Raw genomic sequence first — 19,232 nt, forward strand, 5'->3', positions numbered from 1 at the left:
AGGGTGCCCTCCCCCGCACGCGGTTTGACGCAGCCCGAACGAGTCGAGACTTCCCGGCGCCGCCTGATGGAAGCCGCCGCCGAGCTGATCGTCGAGAAAGGCTGGGAGGCAACCACTGCCGCCGAGATCGGACGCCGAGCCGGATACAGCCGCACGATGGTGCACGCCCGCTTCGGCGGCAAGGAGGCAATCCTCGAGGACTTCCTCCAGGAGTACGTCAGCCGACTCAACCCGGATCTCGTTGCACACGCGACCGGCATGGACCAGGTGCTTGCCCACATCGACCGGATCCGCGACTTGTACGACCATGACCGGGACGTACTGCGCGCGATGTTCGTCTCCACCTTCGAGGCGATGAAGACCACGTCGCCACTTCGCGAACGAGTTCAGGACCAGTTGGCCGCAGGCGTCGCCAATGTGGCTGAGGGCCTACGAAAAGGACAGCGGGACAGGTCGGTTCGCACCGGCATCGATCTCGACCGGGCCGTCAGCGATATCACCGCCGCGTTCTTCGGCCTCGCCTTCCAGTGGGTCGCGCTTCCGTCCGGGTTCGACCTGGACGCCGAGTTGATGCATGCGCGGGACCGGATCGTCCGGGATTACGGCGCCTGAGTCAGCGAACGCAGGAACTGCTCCGTCTGCGCCTGCACGGCGCCGGAGAACAGATGCCCGACATGGCCGCCGTCGTGCCAGTACAGCTGCCCGCCCCAGTGGTCGTGCAGGGCCAGCGCGGACTGCCGGTAGGCCATCTGGTCGTGCCACGCCCCGACGATCAGCCGCCGGTCCGGGGGCGGTAACGGGTCGAGCGCGAGCGGATCGATCACCGAGGTCAGGTCTGACACGGTGTCGGATGCCATTGCGGCTCCGACCATATCGGCCGCCGATCCCCACCGGTGCAGATGCCGGGCGATCATCCCGTTCAGTCCGAGGATCGGCGTGTAGAGCGCGACGGCGCGGACCCGGTCGTCCAGGCCCGCGACCATGGCTGCGACCGCACTCCCCAGCGACAACCCGGAGACGGCGATCGTGGTCGAGTCGGGCTCGATCCACCCGATCACCGCACGCACCTCCGAGACCGCGCGGACCATTCCCGCGACGTTTGCGACCGGGTCGGTGCCGGGATACGCCGGCCAGCGGTCGCGCCGCGGCCCATGTCCGGGCTGGACGGGCAGCGCGACATTGAAGCCCAGCTCCCGGTGGATGCGCCCGACCCTGGCGACCAGGATGTCCGACATGCCGCCCTGCCCCGCGCCGTGCACCCACACCAGCCAGGGCCGTGGTCCGTCGTCGTGGCGGAACAGCACGACCTCGGCACCGGCCGGGCCATCGTGACCTTCGGCGGCCAGCGCCGAGACCAGTTGCGGGTCGTGGTCGTAGCTCATCCGCTCGTAGGACAGCACTCCGGCGCTGACCGCCCGAATGTTAGTGACCTCCAACGGCTCCGGCGCACGATGCACGCCGGCCACCCCGAGCGCGGCCAACTCTGCCGCCACCCCGGCATAGTCCTCGACCGGGCGGTCCAGGCGCGGCGGTGACGACATCAGGGTCATCCCGGTGACCACCAGCTCGTCAAGTGCCACCTCGGCAACCTGCCGTACACCGCGCGCGGACAGCGGGCTCCAGTCCTGCGAGCGGTGCAATGCGGCCAGCGACCGCGGCAGCACGCCACCCAGCTGGGTTGCCAGTCGGTGTGCGCTGCTCAGGCCCATCCCGCTCACGCCAGCAGGAAGCCGACGTAACCCGCGCCGGCGATCTCGTCGCAGCGGCGCCGGTACTCGGGAATGCCTGCCGTGTAGCCCATGTACATCCGTTTCTTGCCGGGAACGTTGGCGCCGTTGTACCACGAATTGCAGCTCGGATGGACCAGAACCGTCGCCGCCACAAGGGATGTGGTGTGCTCGATCCACTCGTGCTGCGCCTCCGGCGTCGCCTCGATGGTCCGGTAACCGTTGTCCCTCAGGTAGGAGATGCAGTCGCCGATCCATTCGACGTGCTGTTCGAGCGCGGTGACGAAGTTCGTCGCCGCCGACGGGCTGCCCGGGCCCTGGACGGTGAATAGATTGGGGAACCCGGCGACCGCCAGCCCGAGGTAGGACACCGGACCCTGGTCGGCCCAGACGTCCCTCAGCAGCATGCCGTCCCGGCCGCGAACGTCGATGCGGGTGAGCGCGCCGGTCATCGCGTCGAATCCGGTGGCATAAACGATGACGTCCAGGGCGTAGTGCCCGGCCGCGGTGTCGATGCCATCCGGGGTGATCGTGCGGATCGGATCCCTGCGCAGGTCCACCAGCGTGACGTTGTCGCGGTTGTAGGTCTGGTAGTACCCCTGATCGATGATCGGCCGTTTACAGCCGAAGGGGTGACTGGGCACCAGCGCCGCCGCCGTCGCAGGGTCGTCGACGATGCGGGCGATCGCCTCGCCGTACAACGCAGTCGCCATCCGGTTGGCCTCGATATCGAAGAAGATGTCACCCCAGTTGAGCGCGCCCATCACGCCGCGCTCGTCGACGGCACGCAACTGCTCCTCGCGGGTGGCCGTCTTGATCGGCGGGCTGACAAGCATGTCGATCAGCACCGAGAACGCCGAGAGCCGTGCCGCACCGACCGGGTGCTCACGCTGCGCCTGCCGGATCTCGCCGTAGTTCGCTTTCATCTCGGCGAGTTCGCCGACCGCGAACTGCCGCACCTCCCACGGCAGCGTGAACGCCGGGGACCGCTGAAAGACGAAGAGCTGCTCAACCTCCCGCGCGATCACCGGAATCATCTGCACGGCGGTCGAACCGGTCCCGATCACACCGACCCGCCTACCGGACAGGCTGAAGCCGCCTTCGGGCCACCGGCTGGTGAACAGCGAGTCCCCGGCGAAGGTGTCCATGCCGGGGATGTCGGGTTCCAGCGGGACCGACAGGATGCCCGAGGCGGCGACGACGAAAGGTGCCACGAAAGTCTCGCCGGTGGCGGTCTGCAGGGTCCATGTCGCGCGGGATTCGTCGAATGTCATGGCCGTGACGTCGGTGTCGAGCCGGATGTCCCGGCGCAGGTCAAGACGGTCGGCGACGAAGTTGAGGTACGCCTCGATCTCCGGCTGGGCCGGCATGGTCTCGGTCCACACCCACTCCTGTTGGATCTCCTCGGAAAAGCTGTAGGAGTACTCGATGCTCTCGATATCACAGCGCGCACCGGGATAGCGATTGAAAAGCCAAGTGCCGCCGATTTTTTCGGCCTTCTCCAGGACCTGCGCTCGCAGGCCGAGCTGTCGTAACCGGTGCAACATGTAGAGGCCGGAGAACCCGGCTCCGATCACGAGCACATCAGCACTATCCATCAACCGACCCTTCGCCTCTCCGCACAGCGGATGCTACTGTAACTATTACAGTATTGGAACCGGCCGGACCGCCGGTTCCCCGAAACCCTCAGGTGGGCGATGCGGTACACCCTGGAGTATCCGAGCGAGCTGCCCACCGCACCCGATGATTTCCTCTCCCCCGACGTGATCCGAGCCATCGTGTCGAGAGCCGAAGCGGCGGGCTTCGCCGCTGTCGCGCTGTCCGAACATCCGGCACCGTCGCTGAAGTGGCGCCGCAACGGCGGGCACGACACCCTCGACCCCGTCGCGGCGCTGAGCTTCATGGCCGGGGTGACCAGCCGGATCAGACTGATGACCAACCTGTTCGTGCTGCCGTTCCGCAACCCGTATCTGTCCGCCAAGGCCCTCGGCAGCCTGGACATCCTGTCCGCAGGCCGGCTCATCGCCGGCGTGGGGGCAGGCTATCTGCACTCGGAGTTCGCGGCGCTCGGCATCGAGGTCGACGACCGCGCCGCGCTCCTCGACGAAGCCCTGGCTGCCCTGCGATCGATCTGGACCGATCCCGAAACACCGGTCAGCGGGCGGGGATTCACGGCAACCGGTCCGATGTGGTTGCAGCCACCTGTGCAGCGGCCACATCCGCCGATCTGGATCGGAGGCAACACGGCAGCCGCGGCACGCCGCGTCGTCGAATTCGGCAGCGGCTGGATGCCGCTCATCGCACCCGCGGGTATGGCGTCGGCGATCGGCACGGCGACACTGGAGGACGCGGCCGCGTTCGGCGCACGACTCGGTCGGTTACGTCAGGCTCTGGCCGATGCCGGCCGGGATCCGGAGGCGCTTGATGTGCAGGTCATCTGCCCGTGGATCGACCTGGACGACAACTCCTCGGTGCGGCAAGCGCAGGACACTCTGGGGGAACTTGCCGAGTACGGCGCGAACTGGGCAGTCGCTCGCGTCGACGCACCCACTCCGGCGGAAGCGCTCGACTACATCGACGCGTTCGGTGAGGCAGTCATCGCAGCCGATCTGGTCGGTACACCGTTTCGAGGAGGTTCCCCGTGAAGGTTCCATTCACCTGGAAGGTCACCGGCTGGTTCATGATCGGCTGGTCTGCGGAGTATGCCGTCGGTGACGTACGGCCACTGCGCTACTTCGGCGAAGATTTGGTGATCTATCGCGACCAATCCGGTGAGTTGCACGTGCTGGAAGGTCATTGCAAGCACCTCGGCGCGCACATCGGGCATGGCGGCACCGTCGTCGGCGACTGCGTCGAGTGCCCGTTCCACGGCTGGCGCTGGGCTCCCGACGGCGCGAACGCGTACATCCCCTACCAGCCGGATCGGCCCAACAAGGGTCTGCGCCTTCGGTCATACCCGGTCGAGGAACGACACGGCTGCATCTTCCTGTGGCACCACCCGGGCGGTGACCCACCCCGGTGGCAGTTGCCCGACATGTTCACCAAGTTCCCGCAATTCACCGCCGCCCCCGACGAGTACTACCGCCCGTACCCGGAGTTCTCCCGCTTCGCCGAGAACGAGCCGGTGCACCCGCAGATCGTGGCCGAAAACGGTCCGGACAGTTCGCATTTCCACTATGTCCACCACGCGACGGTCACGCCCGTCTGCCTGGAATGGGAGGCGGTCGACGAAGAGTGGCGGTTCGTCACCGGCTGGCCCGATGCGCGCAGCGACGACCCGAGCAGGATGGCGCTGCGCATCCACAGTCACTTCTCCGGGCTGGGATTCGCCATCAGTGCGTTCTCCGGCTCGTCGAACCACCGGCTGATCTTCGCCTGCACACCCGTCGACGACGAGGTGTCCAACATGTTCTATTCGATTTGGTGGCCGCGAAAAGCCGGCGACACCAGTGACATTCCGCCCGACGATGTTCGCGAACGGGTGGAGAAGCAGTACCTGGGCACGGTGTGGGACGACCTCGAGATCTGGCGCTATCAAAAGTACGTGGAACACCCGGCACTGGCCAAGGTGGACGCGAAACCCTATATGGCGATGCGCAAGTGGGCTCAGCAGTTCTACGACGTCTCGGCTAAGCCGGAATGAGAGCCGAGCTGGTCGCGCCGGGCCACACCGTCATCGTCACCCAGGAGCTGCAGGGCGCGGTCGTCGGGCCCGACGCGGGGCTGGCGGCGCTGGCCCGCGAAGCGGAACGCGAGGCGCTGCCCAACATCGAGCGCCTGTTACCCGTGGCGCGCGCGGCCGGGGTGACGGTGGTGCACTGTCTGGTGCAGCGCAGGCCCGACGGGCTCGGCTCCAACCACAACGCCAAGCTGTTCTCGATCGGCGCCCGCGGAGTCGACATCACGCCCGGCAGCCCCGGCGCGACGCTGCTGCCGCAATTCGGTCCGGAGCCAACCGATCTCGTGCTCAGTCGCTGGCACGGCCTGGGACCGATGGGCGGCACCGACCTGGACGCGATCCTGCGCAATCTCGGCGCGACCACCGTCGTCGCGGTCGGGGTGTCGCTGAACGTGGCGATTCCCAATCTGGTGATGGACGCCGTCAACGCCGGCTACCGCGTGGTGCTGCCGCGCGATGCGGTGGCCGGGGTACCCACCGAGTACGGCACCGCCGTCATCGACAACACGTTGGCATTGCTGGCCACCATCACCACCACCGACGACCTGATCGCGGTGTGGACGCCGGGCTGAATCTAAGCCCCGAGCGCCGGTCCGATGGTCGTATTCCACGACTCCTGCATCTCGGACTCGAACAGCCCCCAGGTGTGCGAGCCCTCCGGGCGCACCACATAGTGGATCGGCACTCCGGCCGCCGCCGCGGCGTCGGCGAACCGCCTCGTACTGTCGGCGACGACGCGCTCGATGAAACCACCGGCGATGTTGGGGCCGAACCCGGGCGGGAGCCGGTCGACATCGCCGACGCCGCCACTTTCTGACGCCGCCGCGTACACCGCAACACCTTTGAGGCGGGGTGCGTTCTTCGACGGATCGTGTTGCACCCACACCGGTCCGCCCAAGGGTCCCCACATGGCCTCCGCGCTCTGGCCACCACCGGACAGCGTCAGCGAAATGTTCTGCGCCTCATCCGGATCAGAGGTCGAGGGAAATCCGCTGTAGGAGCCCACCGCCTTGAAGAGGCCGGGGGCCCTGCACGGCGTAGTCGATGGCGGTGCCGCCGGTACTGGACAAGCCGCCGACGCCGTTCTTGCCATTCGCGTGATACTGCTTGTTGATCAACGGCGGTAGTTCGCGCGTCATGTACGTCTGATACTGCTTGCTGCCATCCGCCACCCAGTCGGTCCACCAGCTGAAGGCGCCGCCCAGCGGGGACACGACATTGACGTTCTTGTTCGCGAAGAAGCCTTGGATGTCGGTCATTCCGAACCACGCCTTGCCGCCGGGCGGGATCATGCCGCCGGGATCGAGATCGTTACCCCCGTCGATCCCCGGCAGCAGGTAGAACGTCGGCGCCCCCGAGCGCGGTGCTTTGAATACGTCGTTCACGACCACGGTGTTCATCGCCGGTGAATACACCGACACCTTGTCCCAGCGATCGTTGACGTGCTGGATGTCGGTGATGTACGCGCCCTGGCCCGGATCGGCGACGGCAACGGGAGCCGACACGGCGGGAATGAGAGTCAGGACGGCGGCCAGATGGATCCCCACCGACCGCATCCGGGTGGCGATCGGACTCCTGAAGCCGCGACGATGACGGTCGATTGTGATCATGGGACTCCTCGGTCTCGAGACGGGTCACATCTGCCTAGGCATGCGTCGACGCATATCGACACGGAACTTTGCCTAACGATGGCGGTCCATGCAGGCCAAATCCTGAAAAATGGTGTGGACGTGGGGGAAGTTCGATAACTGTTTTGTTTGCTGCGAGCCATGCTAGTGCCGCTGCGGCGTGGCGTTCCGCGCACATGAACACGAGAGACATCTTCCGTCGTGTACTCTACTGTAACTATTACAGTAGAGTCCCGAGCAGAGGGGTAGCCGTGGGAAGCCAGACCCGGGATACCGATGCTGCCGTGCCGCAACTTCCCCCGGGCTACCTACGGGATCCGTATCCGTTCTTCGCCGAGATGCGCCGCGGCCCAGGGATCTTCCGCGGCACAGTGATGGACTACTCCAAGACTCCGGAGTCGCTGCGCCCGAAACAGGAGTATGCCGCGGTGTCCTTCGACGCGGTGAACAAGGTGCTGCGCGACGGCCGGGTCTTCAACTCCGCGATCTACGACTCCACCATCGGGTTGTTCATCGGGCCGTCGTTGCTGGCGATGGAAGGCAAGGCGCACTGGGATCACCGCAATCTTGTCTCCGCGGCGTTCAAGTCGAAGTCGTTGGCGCGCTGGGAGCCTGAGATCGTCCGCCCCATCGTCAACGGCCTGATAGATGAATTCATCCGCGACGGACACACCGACCTGGTCCGGGCATTCACCTTCGAATTCCCCACCCGCGTCATCACCCGGCTGCTGGGTCTACCCGAAGAGGACCTGCCGACCTTCCGGCGGCGCGCGGTCCAGCTGATCAGTTATGCAGTCGACTACCGGAGAGCATTCGAGGCCTCGGCTGCGCTCAAAGACTACTTCCTGGAACAGATCGACACACGCCGGTCGAAGCCGACCGACGACATCATCGGCGATCTGGTCAGTGCGGACATCAACGGGGAGAAGCTGACCGACGAGGCGATCTACTCATTCCTGCGGCTGCTTCTCCCGGCCGGCCTGGAAACCACCTACCGGTCGTCGGGCAATCTGCTCTACCTGTTGCTCACCCATCCCGAACAGTTCGCGGCGGTGCAGGCCAACCGGGAACTGCTGGCGCCGGCCATCGAGGAAGGCCTGCGCTACGAGACTCCACTGACCACCGTGCAGCGGTTCGCCACCGAGGACAGCGAGCTGGAAGGTGTTGCGATACCGGCTGGTTCGGTGATCGACGTGTGCATGGGCTCGGCCAACCGCGACGCGAACCGCTGGCCGGACCCGGAGAAATTCGACATCACCCGCAAACACACCCCGCACATCACGTTCGCGGCGGGCGAGCACACCTGTATGGGTCTGCACCTGGCCCGGATGGAGACCCGCGTCGCAGTGGAGGCCTTACTGGATCGGCTGGGCGATATCACGCTCATCACCGACGACGATCCGCACATCCACGGCCAGCCGTTCCGGTCGCCGACCGCACTGCCGGTGACCTTCACCGCGGTGTGAGGGTCAACCCTGCTCAACCCTTCCAAGGCTTGGTTTTCACGTAACCGCCTGCGTCGATACGCATCTGCGTTCCGGTGATGTAGCGGGCATCGTCACTGGCGAGGAACACCACGGCGGCCGATACGTCGCGCGGCTCGATGTAGGGCACCGGCATCGCCTGCATGGCGGGGAAGGACAGTTCGGCGTCGTCTCGCGTCGGCGACGCCAGGTCGGGCCGGAACACCCGGTACATGCCCTCGTTGTGCAGCATGTCGGTGTTCACATTGGTCGGGTGCAGCGCGTTGACCCGAATCATCCTCTTGGCCAATTGGACTGACAGATCGTTGACGTAGTGGGCGACCATCTGTTTGGCCAGGCTGTAGGCCGATCCACCTGGGCCCTGGTTGGTGGCGCTGCCCAGCTGTGCGGCCAGCGAACCGGTCGCGATCACCGATGCGCCGTCGTTGAGGTGCGGCATGCTGGCCTGGATCACGTTGAACACCCCGACCAGGTCGGTGTCGATGGTGTCCGACCACGACTGCAGGGTCTGCCGCCTGCCCATCGGGCAGATACCGGCGTTGGCGACGACGATGTCGAGGTGCCCCATCTCGTCGACGGCGTCGGCGATCGTCTGCCACACCGCACCGCGCTCACGGACATCGCAGATCGCGGAGAAGCACCGCGCGCCTTCCTTTTCCACCAGCAGCGCGGTCTCGTCGAGGTCCTCGGGCCGGGACAGCGGATAGGTGTTGCCCTCGAGGTCGGCACAGATGTCCAGCACGATGACGTCCGCGCCCTCGGCGGCCAGGGCGACCGCGTGCGAACGGCCCTGTCCGCGCGCAGCTCCGGAGACTACGGCAACCTTGTTGTCCAACTTGCCCATTGGGTTCTCCTATGACTGGCGTGGAGCGCGGAACGCGAGGGTTTTGGTCTCCAGGTACTGGCCGAATCCCTCGATGCCGCACTGACGTCCGACGCCGCTGTTCTTGTAACCCCCGAACGGGGCGTCGGCGCCGTAGAACATTCCCCCGTTGACACCGATCGAGCCGGTACGGATCCGGCGCGCGACGGCGGTGCCCCGCTCCACGGACCCCGACAGCACCGCGCCGGCCAACCCGTAGGCGCTGTCGTTGGCGATGCGGATCGCCTCCTCGTCGTCGCGAAATGGCAGCACCACGAGGACGGGTCCGAAGATCTCCTGCTGGGCGATCGCCGACCGGGGGTCAGCACCGATGATCACGGTGGGCGCGACGAAATGCCCACCGGCGAGATGGTCCGGCAGACCGTTGAAACTGCCTCCGCCGACCACGATTTCGGCACCGTCACGACGGGCCTGATCGCATGCGTCGAGCACCCGCTGCTTCTGCTTCGCGCTGACGAGGGGGCCGACGAACGTGCTCGGCAGCGCCGGGTCGCCGACCGGTACCGACTGGAAGGCGGCGGTGATCGCAGCCAGTGCCTCGGGGTAGAGCGATTCATGGATCACCAACCGCGTGGTGAGCGCGCAGGCCTGCCCGGCATGCACGCAGACGCCGACCGCACCGGGAATGATGTGCGCCGGGTTGGCGTCGTCGAGCACGATCAGCGCCGACTTGCCGCCCAGTTCCAGGAATGTGCGTTTCATGGTGTCGGCGCCGTCACGCATCAACTGCTTGCCAACGGCGGTGGATCCCGTGAACGACACCATGTCCACCCGCGGATCGGTGGCCAGCAGCCCGGCGACCTCGTTATCCGGGGTGGGCACCACGCCCAGGACACCGGGCGGGATGTCGGTGTGCTCGGCGACCAGCCGGCCGATGCGGGTGGCGTTCCACGGGGTATTGGGATCGGGCTTGAGGACCACGGTATTGCCGGTGGCCAGCGCCGGGCCGAGCTTGTTGAGGATGACCTCGATCGGGTAGTTCGACGGCGTGATCGCCGCAACCACGCCGACCGGCTCCTTGACGACGGTGCGGACGTTGCGGTCACCGAACAGCCCGCCGCCGTCCAGCGTTCGCTCCCAGTCGAATTCGTCGATCAGCCGAGACGGGTAGCGCAGCGAGTCGGCCAGCGGCCATTCCAGTTGAGCGTCGCCGGTCGACATCAGCGGGCAGCCGACCTCCGCGACCAGTTCCTCACGCAGGTCTTCCTTCTCGGACACCAGCGCAGCCTGAAGCTGGGCCAGGCACCGCGTGCGCAGCGCGCGATTGGTGGACCAGTCGGTGTCGTCGAATGCCCGTCGAGCCGCGGCGATGGCGCGATCCATATCGGCGGCCCCGGCGGCGGCGGTGACCCCCAACACCCGGCCGGTAGCCGGACTGACGTTGTCGAACTCGGCGCCGTCGGCGGCCGCGACCAATTTTCCATCGATGAGCATCCGGGTTTCGGCCCGCTGTGCCGCACGCAAGCCCAGTTCGACGCTCGCACCCTGCTCGCCCACCGACGTACCACCTTCTCTTCCGGGACGGTCAACTGTAAACGTTACAGTAATAAACTGCAGCGGGGTTCGCCCGATTCCTCGACCCGTAGCGTCCGGGGTGTGAGAATGTGGTTACCACCGCCGGGCGAAAGGGATTGATCGTGATCAAGGTGATGGACGGCATCCGGGTACTGGAGGTCGCGCAGTTCACGTTCGTTCCGGCGGCCGGGGCAATCCTGGCCGATTGGGGCGCCGACGTCATCAAGGTCGAGCACCCGGTCCGCGGCGACACTCAGCGCGGCTTCATCAACATGGGCGGTTTTCAACTCGACCCGAACCGGCACCCGCTGATCGAGCATCCCAACCGCGGCAAGCGCAGCGTCGGCATCGATGTCTCCACACCCGACGGTCAGGAGGTCCTGTACGAGATCGCGAAGACGGCCGACGTCTTTTTGACCAACTACATGCCGCAAGCCCGGCAGAAGAACAAGTTCGACGTCGAGCACATCCGTGCGGTGAACCCGAACATCATCTACGCCCGCGGCAGCGCCTACGGCGACAAGGGACCCGAGCGCCTGGTCGGCGGCTTCGACGGGACCGCGTTCTGGACGCGCAGCGGCGTCGGCCATGCGCTCACCCCGGAGGAACTCGGAGGCGCCCTGCCGCAGGGCATTCCGGCGTTCGGCGATTCGATCGGCGGAATGAACATCGCCGGCGGCATCTCCGCGGCGCTGTTCCATCGGGAGCGGACAGGCGAGGCTGTGGAGATCGATGTGTCGTTGCTGAGCACCGCATGGTGGGCGGCCGGCGCCAGCGTCACCCAGGGTATGGAGACCGGGGAGACCATGCGGTCGCTGATGCCGGGCACCACGACATCGGTCAACCCGTTCATGGCCAACTACCTGACCTCCGACGGCGGCACGATCAACCTGTGCATCGTCAGCCCGACCGGCTACATCCGCGACACCTGGGAACACCTCGGCTTGCCCGAGCTCGCCGACGACCCCCGGTTCGCCGAGGTGATGCCACTGATCCAGAACGCCGAAGAGGGCGTCCGACTCATCACCGAGGCGATCGCCGCCAAGCCGTTCGACTACTGGCGTCAGCACCTCAAGACGATGAAGGGTCAGTGGGCGCCCTTCCAGAGTCTGGTGGACTTGGCCTCCGACGACCAGGCGATCGCCAACGACATGATCGTCGAGGTGGAAGCCGCTGACGGTGGAGCGCCGTTCAAGGTGGTTCGCGGGCCGGTGCAGTTCAATCACGAACCGCTGGAGACCACCCGCGCGCCGCAGGCCAGCGAGCACACCGAGATCGTGCTGATGGAGATCGGCGTCGACTGGGACCGCATCGAGGCGCTCAAGGAGTCGGGCGCGATCGCCTGACTCAGGCCGGGTTGGCTGCGATCCCTTCGGAAATGCGCTCAACGCGAACCGGGACGCCGGTCAGCCAGGCCATCCCGGACAGCGACTCGACGTCTTCGGGCTCGCTCGAGGTCAACCGGTTGACGTTGGACCCGCCGGCGCGATTGGCCAGTTTCCACGTCCCGGTGCCGGTGTGCCCCCACCCGTGCGGGACGGCGATCACGCCGGCCATCAGGTCCTTGGTCGTCATCACCTCGACGGTGATCTCGCCGTACGGCGACGACACCCGCACCACATCACCGTCAGCGATGCCCGATTCGGCTGCGTCGTCGACTCCGATGAGCGCGCGGTGACCCCGCTCCCCCCGCATCAGCAGCGGCGAATTGTGCATCCACGAGTTCTCCGAACGCGGCTCGCGCATACCGATCATCCGCAACGGATAACCCTCGGGATGACCACTGCTGCCGAGCTTCTCGACCTCGGCGGCGATACCGGGATGATTCAGCCGAACCCGGCGGGACAGATAGGCCACCGAATTGCGCAGCGCACCGGTGCGAATATGAGGTGCCACCACCACGCCGTGCGGATGTTCCTCGGTCAACCGGCGATGCGTCAGGCCGCCGCGACGCAATCCGAACAGGTCACCGCCCTGCGACATCCGGATCAGCGCGTCGATCATCATCCGCGGCTGGAGGTCAACCCCGAAGCGCCCCAATGCTTTACGTGCGGTAGCGAACACCCTGAAGGCCGGTATTGCGGGCGCCAGCCGGGCCATCAGATCGGCGACGATGTGCCATTCCGACCGGGCCTGTCCCGCCGGGGCGACCACGGCCTCGGTGGCCTGCCGGAACGGCGTGGCCTGGAAGGCCTGGAACGTGTACGGGAAATCATCGCGTTCGTACATCGTGGTCACCGGCAGGATGTAGTCACACCTGCCGGTCGTCTCGGTGACGTAGAAGTCAAGGGCTACCGACAATTCCAGCGAATCGAACGCCGCCTCGAGTTCGTCGCCGTTGGGCACCGACAACACCGGGTTGCCCGCGGAGACGAACATCGCCCTGATCTGCCGGTCGCCCGGCGTCGTGATCTCTTTGGCCATCAGCGCTGCCGGTTCCATCGCGACGGCGATGGGGATCCCGCCGATCCGCGACCGGTTGCGGTATGAGCGGCGCATCGCGAGACCCATCATCGTGGCCTGCCAGCGCCCTCCGACGGTCTCCATCGAGCTGAACACCGATCCGCCGGGTGCATCGAGGTTTCCCGCAACGAGATTCACCGCATCGATCAGGTAGGTGGTGAGTGTGCCGTACCGGCCGACGCAGGTACCGAGCCTGCCGTAGACGGCCGCCCGTGGCTCGCGCACCAGATCCCGGGCGAGCGACCGGACACTGTCGGCATCGATGCCGGTGCTCGCTGCGGTCGACTCCGGGGGTGAACGGCGCGCACAGCGATTGCAGCCAGTCGAGGCCGTCGGCCTGTGCGTTCACCTGTGCGGTGTCGACGAGGCGCTCGGCGAACATCACCTGCAGAAGCGACAGCAGCAGGAAGGAATCGGCGTCGGGCACGATGGGCAACCACTCGAAGGCCGCCGCTGTCTCGGTGCGGCGCGGGTCGACGACGACAACACGCCCGCCCCGCTTGACGATGTCGTGCATGCGGTCCTTGATCCGCGGCGCGGTCAAGAAGCTGCCATGGGAGACAACGGGATTGGCGCCCATCATGACCAGCAGGTCGGTTCGCGTCAGATCGGGGATCGGCACCGACGTCGGGGCCCCGTACAGCATCTGGCTGGCGATCAGCCTGCTGTTGGTGTCCTGCGACGACGCCGTGAAGTAGTGGCCGCCGCGGCCGAGACCCTTGATGAAGCCCAGGGCCGCGAAGGTGTGCGCATAACTGAAAGCACCGGGGTTGCCCATGTACCAGCCGACCGCGCCCGCCCCGCGGGCGTTCAGGATCCGCGTCAACCGGGCGGCGATATCGGAGAGCGCCTCGTCCCAGCTCACCGGCTGATAGCCGTCAGGAGTCTTCCGAAGTGGCGTGGTCACCCGGTCCGGATCGTTCTGCACCTCGGTGAAGGCGATGCCCTTCTGGCAGGCGAAACCGGCCGAGAGGGGATGGTCCTTGTCCGGGCGCAGGGCTGTCAGACGGCCGTCCTCGACGGTGGCCACCATGCCGCACAGCGGCTCGCAGATGCGGCAGAACGTGGTCTTGTGCTCGATCGTGGACGCCACGTAGGTCACCATACTGTGCGTCTTACAGTCGTCCGTTTGTTTCGGACCGATGCGCGGTGGGCGCACATGCGAGGCGACCTGACCGGCTGAGATCCCACGCGGTACCTCTTCGGGGATACAAACAGTCCTCCCTCGGGTCTGACCCGGAATCTCCATCCGGTGGTTGCATCGTGATCACCGCAACAGCCGAACCGAAAGCGACTGAGAACATGGGCTTTTTCACCGATCAGGCAGAACTCGACAAGTACATCGGCGGCGTGTTCCGTGATGCGGGCCAACACCCGGAATCGGGTCCCAAGCTCAGGGGCGCCAACATCGTCATGCGGGTCATCTACACCGACCCGGATTGTGAGATGACGATGGCGTTCCGAGACGACTACCAAGTCATTCCCGGCCCCACCGACGTCAAGCCGGACGTCACGCTGCTGATGCGCGGCGACACCGCCGACCAGTTCTGGCGCGGTGAATACAACCTCGCGATCGGTCTGGCGAAGGGCCAGGTCAAGGCGAAGGGACCGGTCAACAAGATTCTGAAGCTCGTTCCGCTGACCAAGCCGCTGTTCCCGATGTACCGCACCAAGATCGCCGAGAAGGATGCCGCCACCAATGCCTGACGTCATGCGGGCCGCGGTGCTGCGCGCACCGCATGTCGTCGAGGTGGCCGAGGTCCCGGTCCCGACGATCGCACACCCCACGGACGTCATCATTCGCGTGGAGCGGACCGCGATCTGCGGGACCGACCTGCACCCGTACGAGGGCCGACTGGAGGTCGAGCCCGACATCGTGCTCGGCCACGAGTTCCTGGGGACCGTCGTTGCCACCGGGGATGCGGTGGGACAGTTCTCTGAGGGTGACCGCGTGGTGAGTTCGTGTGTGGTCAGCTGCGGATCCTGTTATCAGTGCAGACGACATCAACCCGGAAACTGCGCGGGCTCAAGAATTTTCGGCCTGGGTCTGGCACTGGGCGATCTGGCGGGCGGGCAAGCAGAGTACGTCGTGGTGCCCAACGCAGACCTGACCGCGCGCCGCATTCCCGATGCGGGAACTGCCGACGATGCGCGGTTCGACGAGGACATCCTGTTCGCGGGCGACATCATGACCACCGGGTACGAAGCGGTGGCGAGGAGCATGCGGCCCGGTGACACCGTGGCTGTTGTGGGCGCCGGTCCCGTCGGTCTGTGCGCGGCGATGGCGGCAAGCGCCCTGGGAGCCGGCCAGGTGATCGTGGTGGACAGGGTCGACACTCGCCTGAAGGAGGCCGAGAACCAGGGCGCCATCGCCGTGAACGCCGATCAGGTCGAGCCGGCCGACGCCGTGCTGGACCTGACCGACTGGCGCGGCGCCGATGTCGTCATCGACGCCGTCGGCCACGAATCGGCCCTGCTGTCGGCCATCTCGCTGGTGCGCGCCGGCGGCACCCTGTCCATCCCCGGGGTGTACACCGAGGACGCGATCACCATTCCGTTCGGTGAGCTCTACCTCAAGGGAATCAAGGTCGAGATGGGGGTTGCGCACATCACCGAGTACATGGACGAGGTGATTGCGCTGACGGTTGCCGGCCGGCTGCGGCCCAGTTCGATCATCACACATCGGATGGGCCTGTCGGAGGCGGCCGAAGCCTACCGGATGTTCGAAGCACGCGAGGCCACCAAGATCATCCTTGATCCGGAAAGATGACATGACAACTGTTGAACTACAGCATCATTCAATGCGGATCGGCGGACAGGAAGTCGACTCGGACCGGCTGATGACCATCGTCGATCCCAGCACCGGCGCGCCGATCGCCACCGTCGCCCGGGGTGATGCCGGGCATATCGACGCCGCCGTCGCCGCCGCGAGAGGCACCTTCGAGTCCGGGGTGTGGCGGACCAAGACCCCGCAGGAACGCGCCGCGATCATGCGGCGGATCGTGGCTGCCGCGACGGACGTCGCCGACGAACTCGTCGAACTCGAACTCAGCGCCAACGGTGCCACCGTGCGGCAGGCCACCGGATTCCACATTGGTTACGCGCTGGCACATTTCAGCTACTTCGCCGACCTGGCCGAAACCTACGCCTGGCAACGCCCCGCCCCCATCGCCAGCTTCCCGGCCTTGAGCCAGTCGGTCGTGCATCGCGAGCCGATCGGCGTTGTCGGGGCGATCGCACCGTGGAACTTCCCTCTGCTGCTGACGCTGTGGAAGGTCGGGCCGGCACTGGCCGCGGGCAACAGTGTGGTGGTCAAGCCCGACGAGCACACACCGCTGTCCATCTTGGCGTTCGCCCGAATCGCCGAGCAGAACGGATTACCGCCCGGTGTGCTCAATGTGGTTCCCGGCGACGGCCGCGACGCCGGCGCCCGGCTCGCAAGCCACCCCGACGTCGGCAAGATCGCCTTCACCGGATCGACCGCCGTCGGTCGCGAGATCATGAGTCTGGCGTCCGGCACCGTCAAACACGTCACCCTCGAACTCGGCGGCAAGGGTCCGTCGATCGTGCTCGATGACGCCGACCTCGACATGGCCGTCGACGGCGTGCTCTACGGCTGCTTCGTCTACTCCGGTCAGGTATGCGAATCCGGCACCCGCGCACTGGTACCCGACCATCTGCATGACGAATTCGTCCGGCGGTTGGTCGACCGGGCGCAGACCATCGTCATCGGCCCCACGCGCGATTGGGATACCGATATGGGCCCGGTGATCGACGCCAGACAACAGCAGCGCATCCTCGACTACGTCCGGGGCGCAGTCGCCGAAGGCGCGACCGTGGCACTCGGCGGCGAGGCATTGGACCGGGACGGCTTCTGGTTCCAGCCGACGATCCTGACCGGAGTCCGCAACGCCATGCGGATCGCACAGGAGGAGGTCTTCGGCCCCGTCCTGGTCGTGATTCCCTACACCGACAGCGACGACGCCGTACGGATCGCCAACGACTCCGAATACGGTCTGGCAGCCAGCATCTGGAGCTCCGACAATGCCCGCGCGCTCGACATCGCCGGACGTATCCAGGCCGGCAGCGTGTGGATCAACGACGCGCACCAGATCAACTGCCAAGTGCCGTTCGGCGGCTACAAGCAGAGCGGCCTCGGCCGTGAACTCGGTCCCGACGCGTTGGACGCCTACACCGAGATCAAGACCGTCCACCTCGATCTGTCAGGAGGCCGCGACGCCAAACCCTACGACCTGCTGCTCAGCCACGCCGACCAAGGAGCCTCGCGATGACCAGTACCGAGAATGAACTCTTCTGCGCCGACCTGTCGTTCGACGACGAAGACGACGACGTCGACTTGCCGCCGACCAACGACGTCGCCGCCACCCGACGCCACGACCCGCTGAACGTGTCCTCGGATGCCTTCTGGGATCTGGATCTCCCTGAGCGCGACCCGATCTTCGCCGAACTGCGGCGCGACCGGCCGGTCAGCTGGCAACCACCGATCGAGACCGCCGTGTCCCCGGACCCCGACGATCCAGGTTATTGGGCGGTGTTGCGGCACAAGGACATCCTCGAGATCAGCCAGAACTCCGAGGTTTTCGTCTCCCGCTACGGCGTGATGTTCGACATGCTGCCGCCGGTGTTCCTGGAGATGGCCATGTCCTTCCTCGCGATGGACAACCCTCAGCACCACAAGGTGCGCCGACTCGTCTCGTCGGTGTTCACGCCCCGCCAGATCCGTCGCATCGAATCCGATATCGCCGAGCGGGCACAGCGGATCGTCGCCGCGGCGGTGGACAAGGCACGTGCCGGCGCCGAGGTGGATTTCGTCGACGATGTCGCCCGCCACCTGCCCACCGAGATGTTCGGCTACATGTTCGGTTTCCCCGAAGAACTGCGCGCGACGGTGGTCCACGCCGCCGACGAGACGCAGGCGTGGGCCGACCCGGTGCTGCTGGCCGGCCGAGACCCTGCCGAAGTACAGGTGGAGGCCGCCCTGCGGATCCACGACATCACCGAGGAACTCATCGAACTGCGCCGCAACGAACCGGCAGAGGATCTGCTGACCGCATTGGTGCACGCCGAGATCGACGGCGAGAAGCTCTCAGACTTCGAGATCGGCGCCACCATGGTGCTGTTCTCGGTGGCTGCAAACGACACCACCCGGCACACCACCAGTCTGGCGGCCAAGGCCCTCAACGATTTTCCCGATCAACGGCAATGGCTGTGGGACGATTTCGACGGGCGGATCGGGTTGGCCACCGAGGAATTCCTGCGCTGGGGATCGGTCGTGCAGAACTTCCGCCGTACGTGTGTGACCCCCTACGAGTTGGCCGGACAGCAGATCCTGCCCGGCGACAAGGTGGTCATGATGTACGCCTCCGGCAATCGTGACGAGACGGTGTTCACCGATCCGAATGCATTCCAACTGCAACGCAATCCGAATCCGCATATGGCATTCGGCGGCGGCGGCATCCACTACTGCCTCGGGAGCCAGCTGGCCAAGGTGATGCTACGTTCCCTGTTCCGGGAACTTCGGGAACAGACCCCGAATTTCGTCACCGGCGAGCCGGAGTTGGTTCGCACCAACTTCATTCGCGGCGTGCTGAGTATGCCGTTCGATCCGGGAGTCGGCCGATGAGCCGATGCCGGGTGACGATCGACATCACCCGGTGCGCCGGCATCGGGATGTGCGAAGGGTTGGCTCCTGATCTTTTCGAAGTCGATGACGACGACGGCCGTGCACACCTGCACAGTGATCTGGTGGATGCATCGCGCTTGGCCGAGCTCGATGCGGTCGTCGCGGCCTGTCCCACTCGATCGGTGACCGTCGAACTGCTGGGGTGAGCG

General features: G+C 66.1%; 17 protein-coding genes and 1 pseudogene. 11 read left to right on the top strand and 7 right to left on the bottom strand.

Features of this window, described 5'->3' with window-relative positions:
* The first annotated feature begins 3 nt into the window (after positions 1-3).
* Positions 4-612 carry a TetR/AcrR family transcriptional regulator gene (locus tag D3H54_RS24660; protein WP_168214964.1) on the top strand — a complete coding sequence of 203 codons (609 nt, stop codon included), beginning with the start codon at positions 4-6 and terminating at the stop codon, positions 610-612.
* Here D3H54_RS24660 and D3H54_RS24665 read toward each other — a convergent pair.
* Together D3H54_RS24665 and D3H54_RS24670 are read right to left on the bottom strand one after the other, a co-directional pair.
* Positions 600-1,709 carry an alpha/beta hydrolase family protein gene (locus tag D3H54_RS24665; protein WP_149383721.1) on the bottom strand — a complete coding sequence of 370 codons (1,110 nt, stop codon included), beginning with the start codon at positions 1,707-1,709 and terminating at the stop codon, positions 600-602. The genes D3H54_RS24660 and D3H54_RS24665 overlap by 13 nt on opposite strands.
* A 5-nt stretch (positions 1,710-1,714) precedes the next feature.
* Entirely contained in the window at positions 1,715-3,325 is a 1,611-nt protein-coding gene (locus tag D3H54_RS24670; protein ID WP_149382047.1) for a flavin-containing monooxygenase, read from the bottom strand.
* Between the two features lie 99 nt (positions 3,326-3,424).
* Between D3H54_RS24670 and D3H54_RS24675 the strand changes: the two genes are divergently transcribed.
* The 3 genes from D3H54_RS24675 to D3H54_RS24685 are packed head-to-tail and all read left to right on the top strand — an operon-like array spanning position 3,425 to position 5,978.
* Positions 3,425-4,372 carry a TIGR03619 family F420-dependent LLM class oxidoreductase gene (locus tag D3H54_RS24675; RefSeq protein ID WP_149382049.1) on the top strand — a complete coding sequence of 316 codons (948 nt, stop codon included), beginning with the start codon at positions 3,425-3,427 and terminating at the stop codon, positions 4,370-4,372.
* The gene (locus tag D3H54_RS24680; RefSeq protein WP_149382051.1) at positions 4,369-5,370 is read left to right on the top strand and encodes an aromatic ring-hydroxylating oxygenase subunit alpha; all 1,002 of its coding nucleotides are present in this window, start codon (positions 4,369-4,371) and stop codon (positions 5,368-5,370) included. Before D3H54_RS24675 ends, D3H54_RS24680 begins: the two co-directional genes overlap by 4 nt.
* Positions 5,367-5,978 (top strand): cysteine hydrolase family protein, encoded by a 612-nt coding sequence (locus D3H54_RS24685; protein WP_149382053.1) that lies wholly within the window; start codon positions 5,367-5,369, stop codon positions 5,976-5,978. Before D3H54_RS24680 ends, D3H54_RS24685 begins: the two co-directional genes overlap by 4 nt.
* A gap of 2 nt (positions 5,979-5,980) precedes the next feature.
* On the opposite strand, the gene D3H54_RS24690 is transcribed toward D3H54_RS24685, so the two are convergent.
* Entirely contained in the window at positions 5,981-6,412 is a 432-nt protein-coding gene (locus D3H54_RS24690) for an alpha/beta hydrolase (protein WP_168214965.1), read from the bottom strand.
* Positions 6,378-7,016 (bottom strand): alpha/beta hydrolase-fold protein, encoded by a 639-nt coding sequence (locus tag D3H54_RS24695; RefSeq protein WP_149382057.1) that lies wholly within the window; start codon positions 7,014-7,016, stop codon positions 6,378-6,380. The genes D3H54_RS24690 and D3H54_RS24695 overlap by 35 nt, the downstream gene beginning before the upstream one ends.
* A gap of 356 nt (positions 7,017-7,372) precedes the next feature.
* Here D3H54_RS24695 and D3H54_RS24700 point away from each other — a divergent pair, with 356 nt between their 5' ends.
* Entirely contained in the window at positions 7,373-8,500 is a 1,128-nt protein-coding gene (locus tag D3H54_RS24700) for a cytochrome P450 (protein ID WP_286199323.1), read from the top strand.
* A 13-nt stretch (positions 8,501-8,513) separates the two neighbouring features.
* Here D3H54_RS24700 and D3H54_RS24705 read toward each other — a convergent pair whose 3' ends face one another.
* Both D3H54_RS24705 and D3H54_RS24710 read right to left on the bottom strand, forming a co-directional pair.
* A complete protein-coding gene (locus tag D3H54_RS24705) occupies positions 8,514-9,362 on the bottom strand; it encodes a mycofactocin-coupled SDR family oxidoreductase (RefSeq protein WP_149382061.1) in 849 nt (282 codons plus the stop codon).
* A gap of 9 nt (positions 9,363-9,371) precedes the next feature.
* Positions 9,372-10,835, bottom strand: coding sequence for an aldehyde dehydrogenase family protein (locus D3H54_RS24710; protein ID WP_286199324.1), 1,464 nt, complete (start codon positions 10,833-10,835; stop codon positions 9,372-9,374).
* Positions 10,836-11,050: 215 nt separating this feature from the next.
* Here D3H54_RS24710 and D3H54_RS24715 point away from each other — a divergent pair, with 215 nt between their 5' ends.
* Entirely contained in the window at positions 11,051-12,262 is a 1,212-nt protein-coding gene (locus tag D3H54_RS24715; protein WP_149383722.1) for a CaiB/BaiF CoA transferase family protein, read from the top strand.
* 1 nt (position 12,263) lies between these two features.
* Here D3H54_RS24715 and D3H54_RS24720 read toward each other — a convergent pair.
* A pseudogene (locus D3H54_RS24720) lies at positions 12,264-14,484 on the bottom strand (molybdopterin-containing oxidoreductase family protein).
* A 197-nt stretch (positions 14,485-14,681) separates the two neighbouring features.
* Here D3H54_RS24720 and D3H54_RS24725 point away from each other — a divergent pair.
* From D3H54_RS24725 to D3H54_RS24745, 5 genes are read left to right on the top strand one after another with little or no spacing between them, the layout of a single operon-like run.
* A complete protein-coding gene (locus D3H54_RS24725) occupies positions 14,682-15,086 on the top strand; it encodes an SCP2 sterol-binding domain-containing protein (RefSeq protein WP_149383723.1) in 405 nt (134 codons plus the stop codon).
* Positions 15,079-16,149, top strand: a complete 1,071-nt coding sequence (locus D3H54_RS24730) for an alcohol dehydrogenase catalytic domain-containing protein (RefSeq protein WP_149382065.1) — start codon at positions 15,079-15,081, stop codon at positions 16,147-16,149. Before D3H54_RS24725 ends, D3H54_RS24730 begins: the two co-directional genes overlap by 8 nt.
* Position 16,150: 1 nt before the next feature.
* Complete coding sequence (locus D3H54_RS24735; RefSeq protein ID WP_149382067.1) at positions 16,151-17,671, top strand: aldehyde dehydrogenase family protein; 1,521 nt, start codon at positions 16,151-16,153, stop codon at positions 17,669-17,671.
* A complete protein-coding gene (locus tag D3H54_RS24740) occupies positions 17,668-19,023 on the top strand; it encodes a cytochrome P450 (protein ID WP_149382069.1) in 1,356 nt (451 codons plus the stop codon). The genes D3H54_RS24735 and D3H54_RS24740 overlap by 4 nt, the downstream gene beginning before the upstream one ends.
* Positions 19,020-19,229: a ferredoxin gene (locus D3H54_RS24745; RefSeq protein ID WP_210419589.1), complete on the top strand. Its 210-nt coding sequence runs from the start codon at positions 19,020-19,022 to the stop codon at positions 19,227-19,229. Before D3H54_RS24740 ends, D3H54_RS24745 begins: the two co-directional genes overlap by 4 nt.
* The last annotated feature ends 3 nt before the right edge of the window (positions 19,230-19,232 follow it).

It is taken from the genome of Mycobacterium sp. ELW1 (assembly GCF_008329905.1).
Classification (GTDB): domain Bacteria; phylum Actinomycetota; class Actinomycetes; order Mycobacteriales; family Mycobacteriaceae; genus Mycobacterium.

Bases quoted from the DNA above. Each gene is read 5' to 3' on its own strand.
- D3H54_RS24740 (WP_149382069.1), top strand. From the start codon at position 17,668: ATGACCAGTACCGAGAATGAACTCTTCTGCGCCGACCTGTCGTTCGAC.
- D3H54_RS24665 (WP_149383721.1), bottom strand. From the start codon at position 1,709: ATGGGCCTGAGCAGCGCACACCGACTGGCAACCCAGCTGGGTGGCGTG.
- D3H54_RS24730 (WP_149382065.1), top strand. From the start codon at position 15,079: ATGCCTGACGTCATGCGGGCCGCGGTGCTGCGCGCACCGCATGTCGTC.
- D3H54_RS24705 (WP_149382061.1), bottom strand. From the start codon at position 9,362: ATGGGCAAGTTGGACAACAAGGTTGCCGTAGTCTCCGGAGCTGCGCGC.
- D3H54_RS24745 (WP_210419589.1), top strand. From the start codon at position 19,020: ATGAGCCGATGCCGGGTGACGATCGACATCACCCGGTGCGCCGGCATC.
- D3H54_RS24710 (WP_286199324.1), bottom strand. From the start codon at position 10,835: ATGCTCATCGATGGAAAATTGGTCGCGGCCGCCGACGGCGCCGAGTTC.
- D3H54_RS24670 (WP_149382047.1), bottom strand. From the start codon at position 3,325: ATGGATAGTGCTGATGTGCTCGTGATCGGAGCCGGGTTCTCCGGCCTC.
- D3H54_RS24675 (WP_149382049.1), top strand. From the start codon at position 3,425: ATGCGGTACACCCTGGAGTATCCGAGCGAGCTGCCCACCGCACCCGAT.
- D3H54_RS24735 (WP_149382067.1), top strand. From the start codon at position 16,151: ATGACAACTGTTGAACTACAGCATCATTCAATGCGGATCGGCGGACAG.
- D3H54_RS24685 (WP_149382053.1), top strand. From the start codon at position 5,367: ATGAGAGCCGAGCTGGTCGCGCCGGGCCACACCGTCATCGTCACCCAG.
- D3H54_RS24725 (WP_149383723.1), top strand. From the start codon at position 14,682: ATGGGCTTTTTCACCGATCAGGCAGAACTCGACAAGTACATCGGCGGC.
- D3H54_RS24715 (WP_149383722.1), top strand. From the start codon at position 11,051: ATGGACGGCATCCGGGTACTGGAGGTCGCGCAGTTCACGTTCGTTCCG.
- D3H54_RS24695 (WP_149382057.1), bottom strand. From the start codon at position 7,016: ATGATCACAATCGACCGTCATCGTCGCGGCTTCAGGAGTCCGATCGCC.
- D3H54_RS24700 (WP_286199323.1), top strand. From the start codon at position 7,373: ATGCGCCGCGGCCCAGGGATCTTCCGCGGCACAGTGATGGACTACTCC.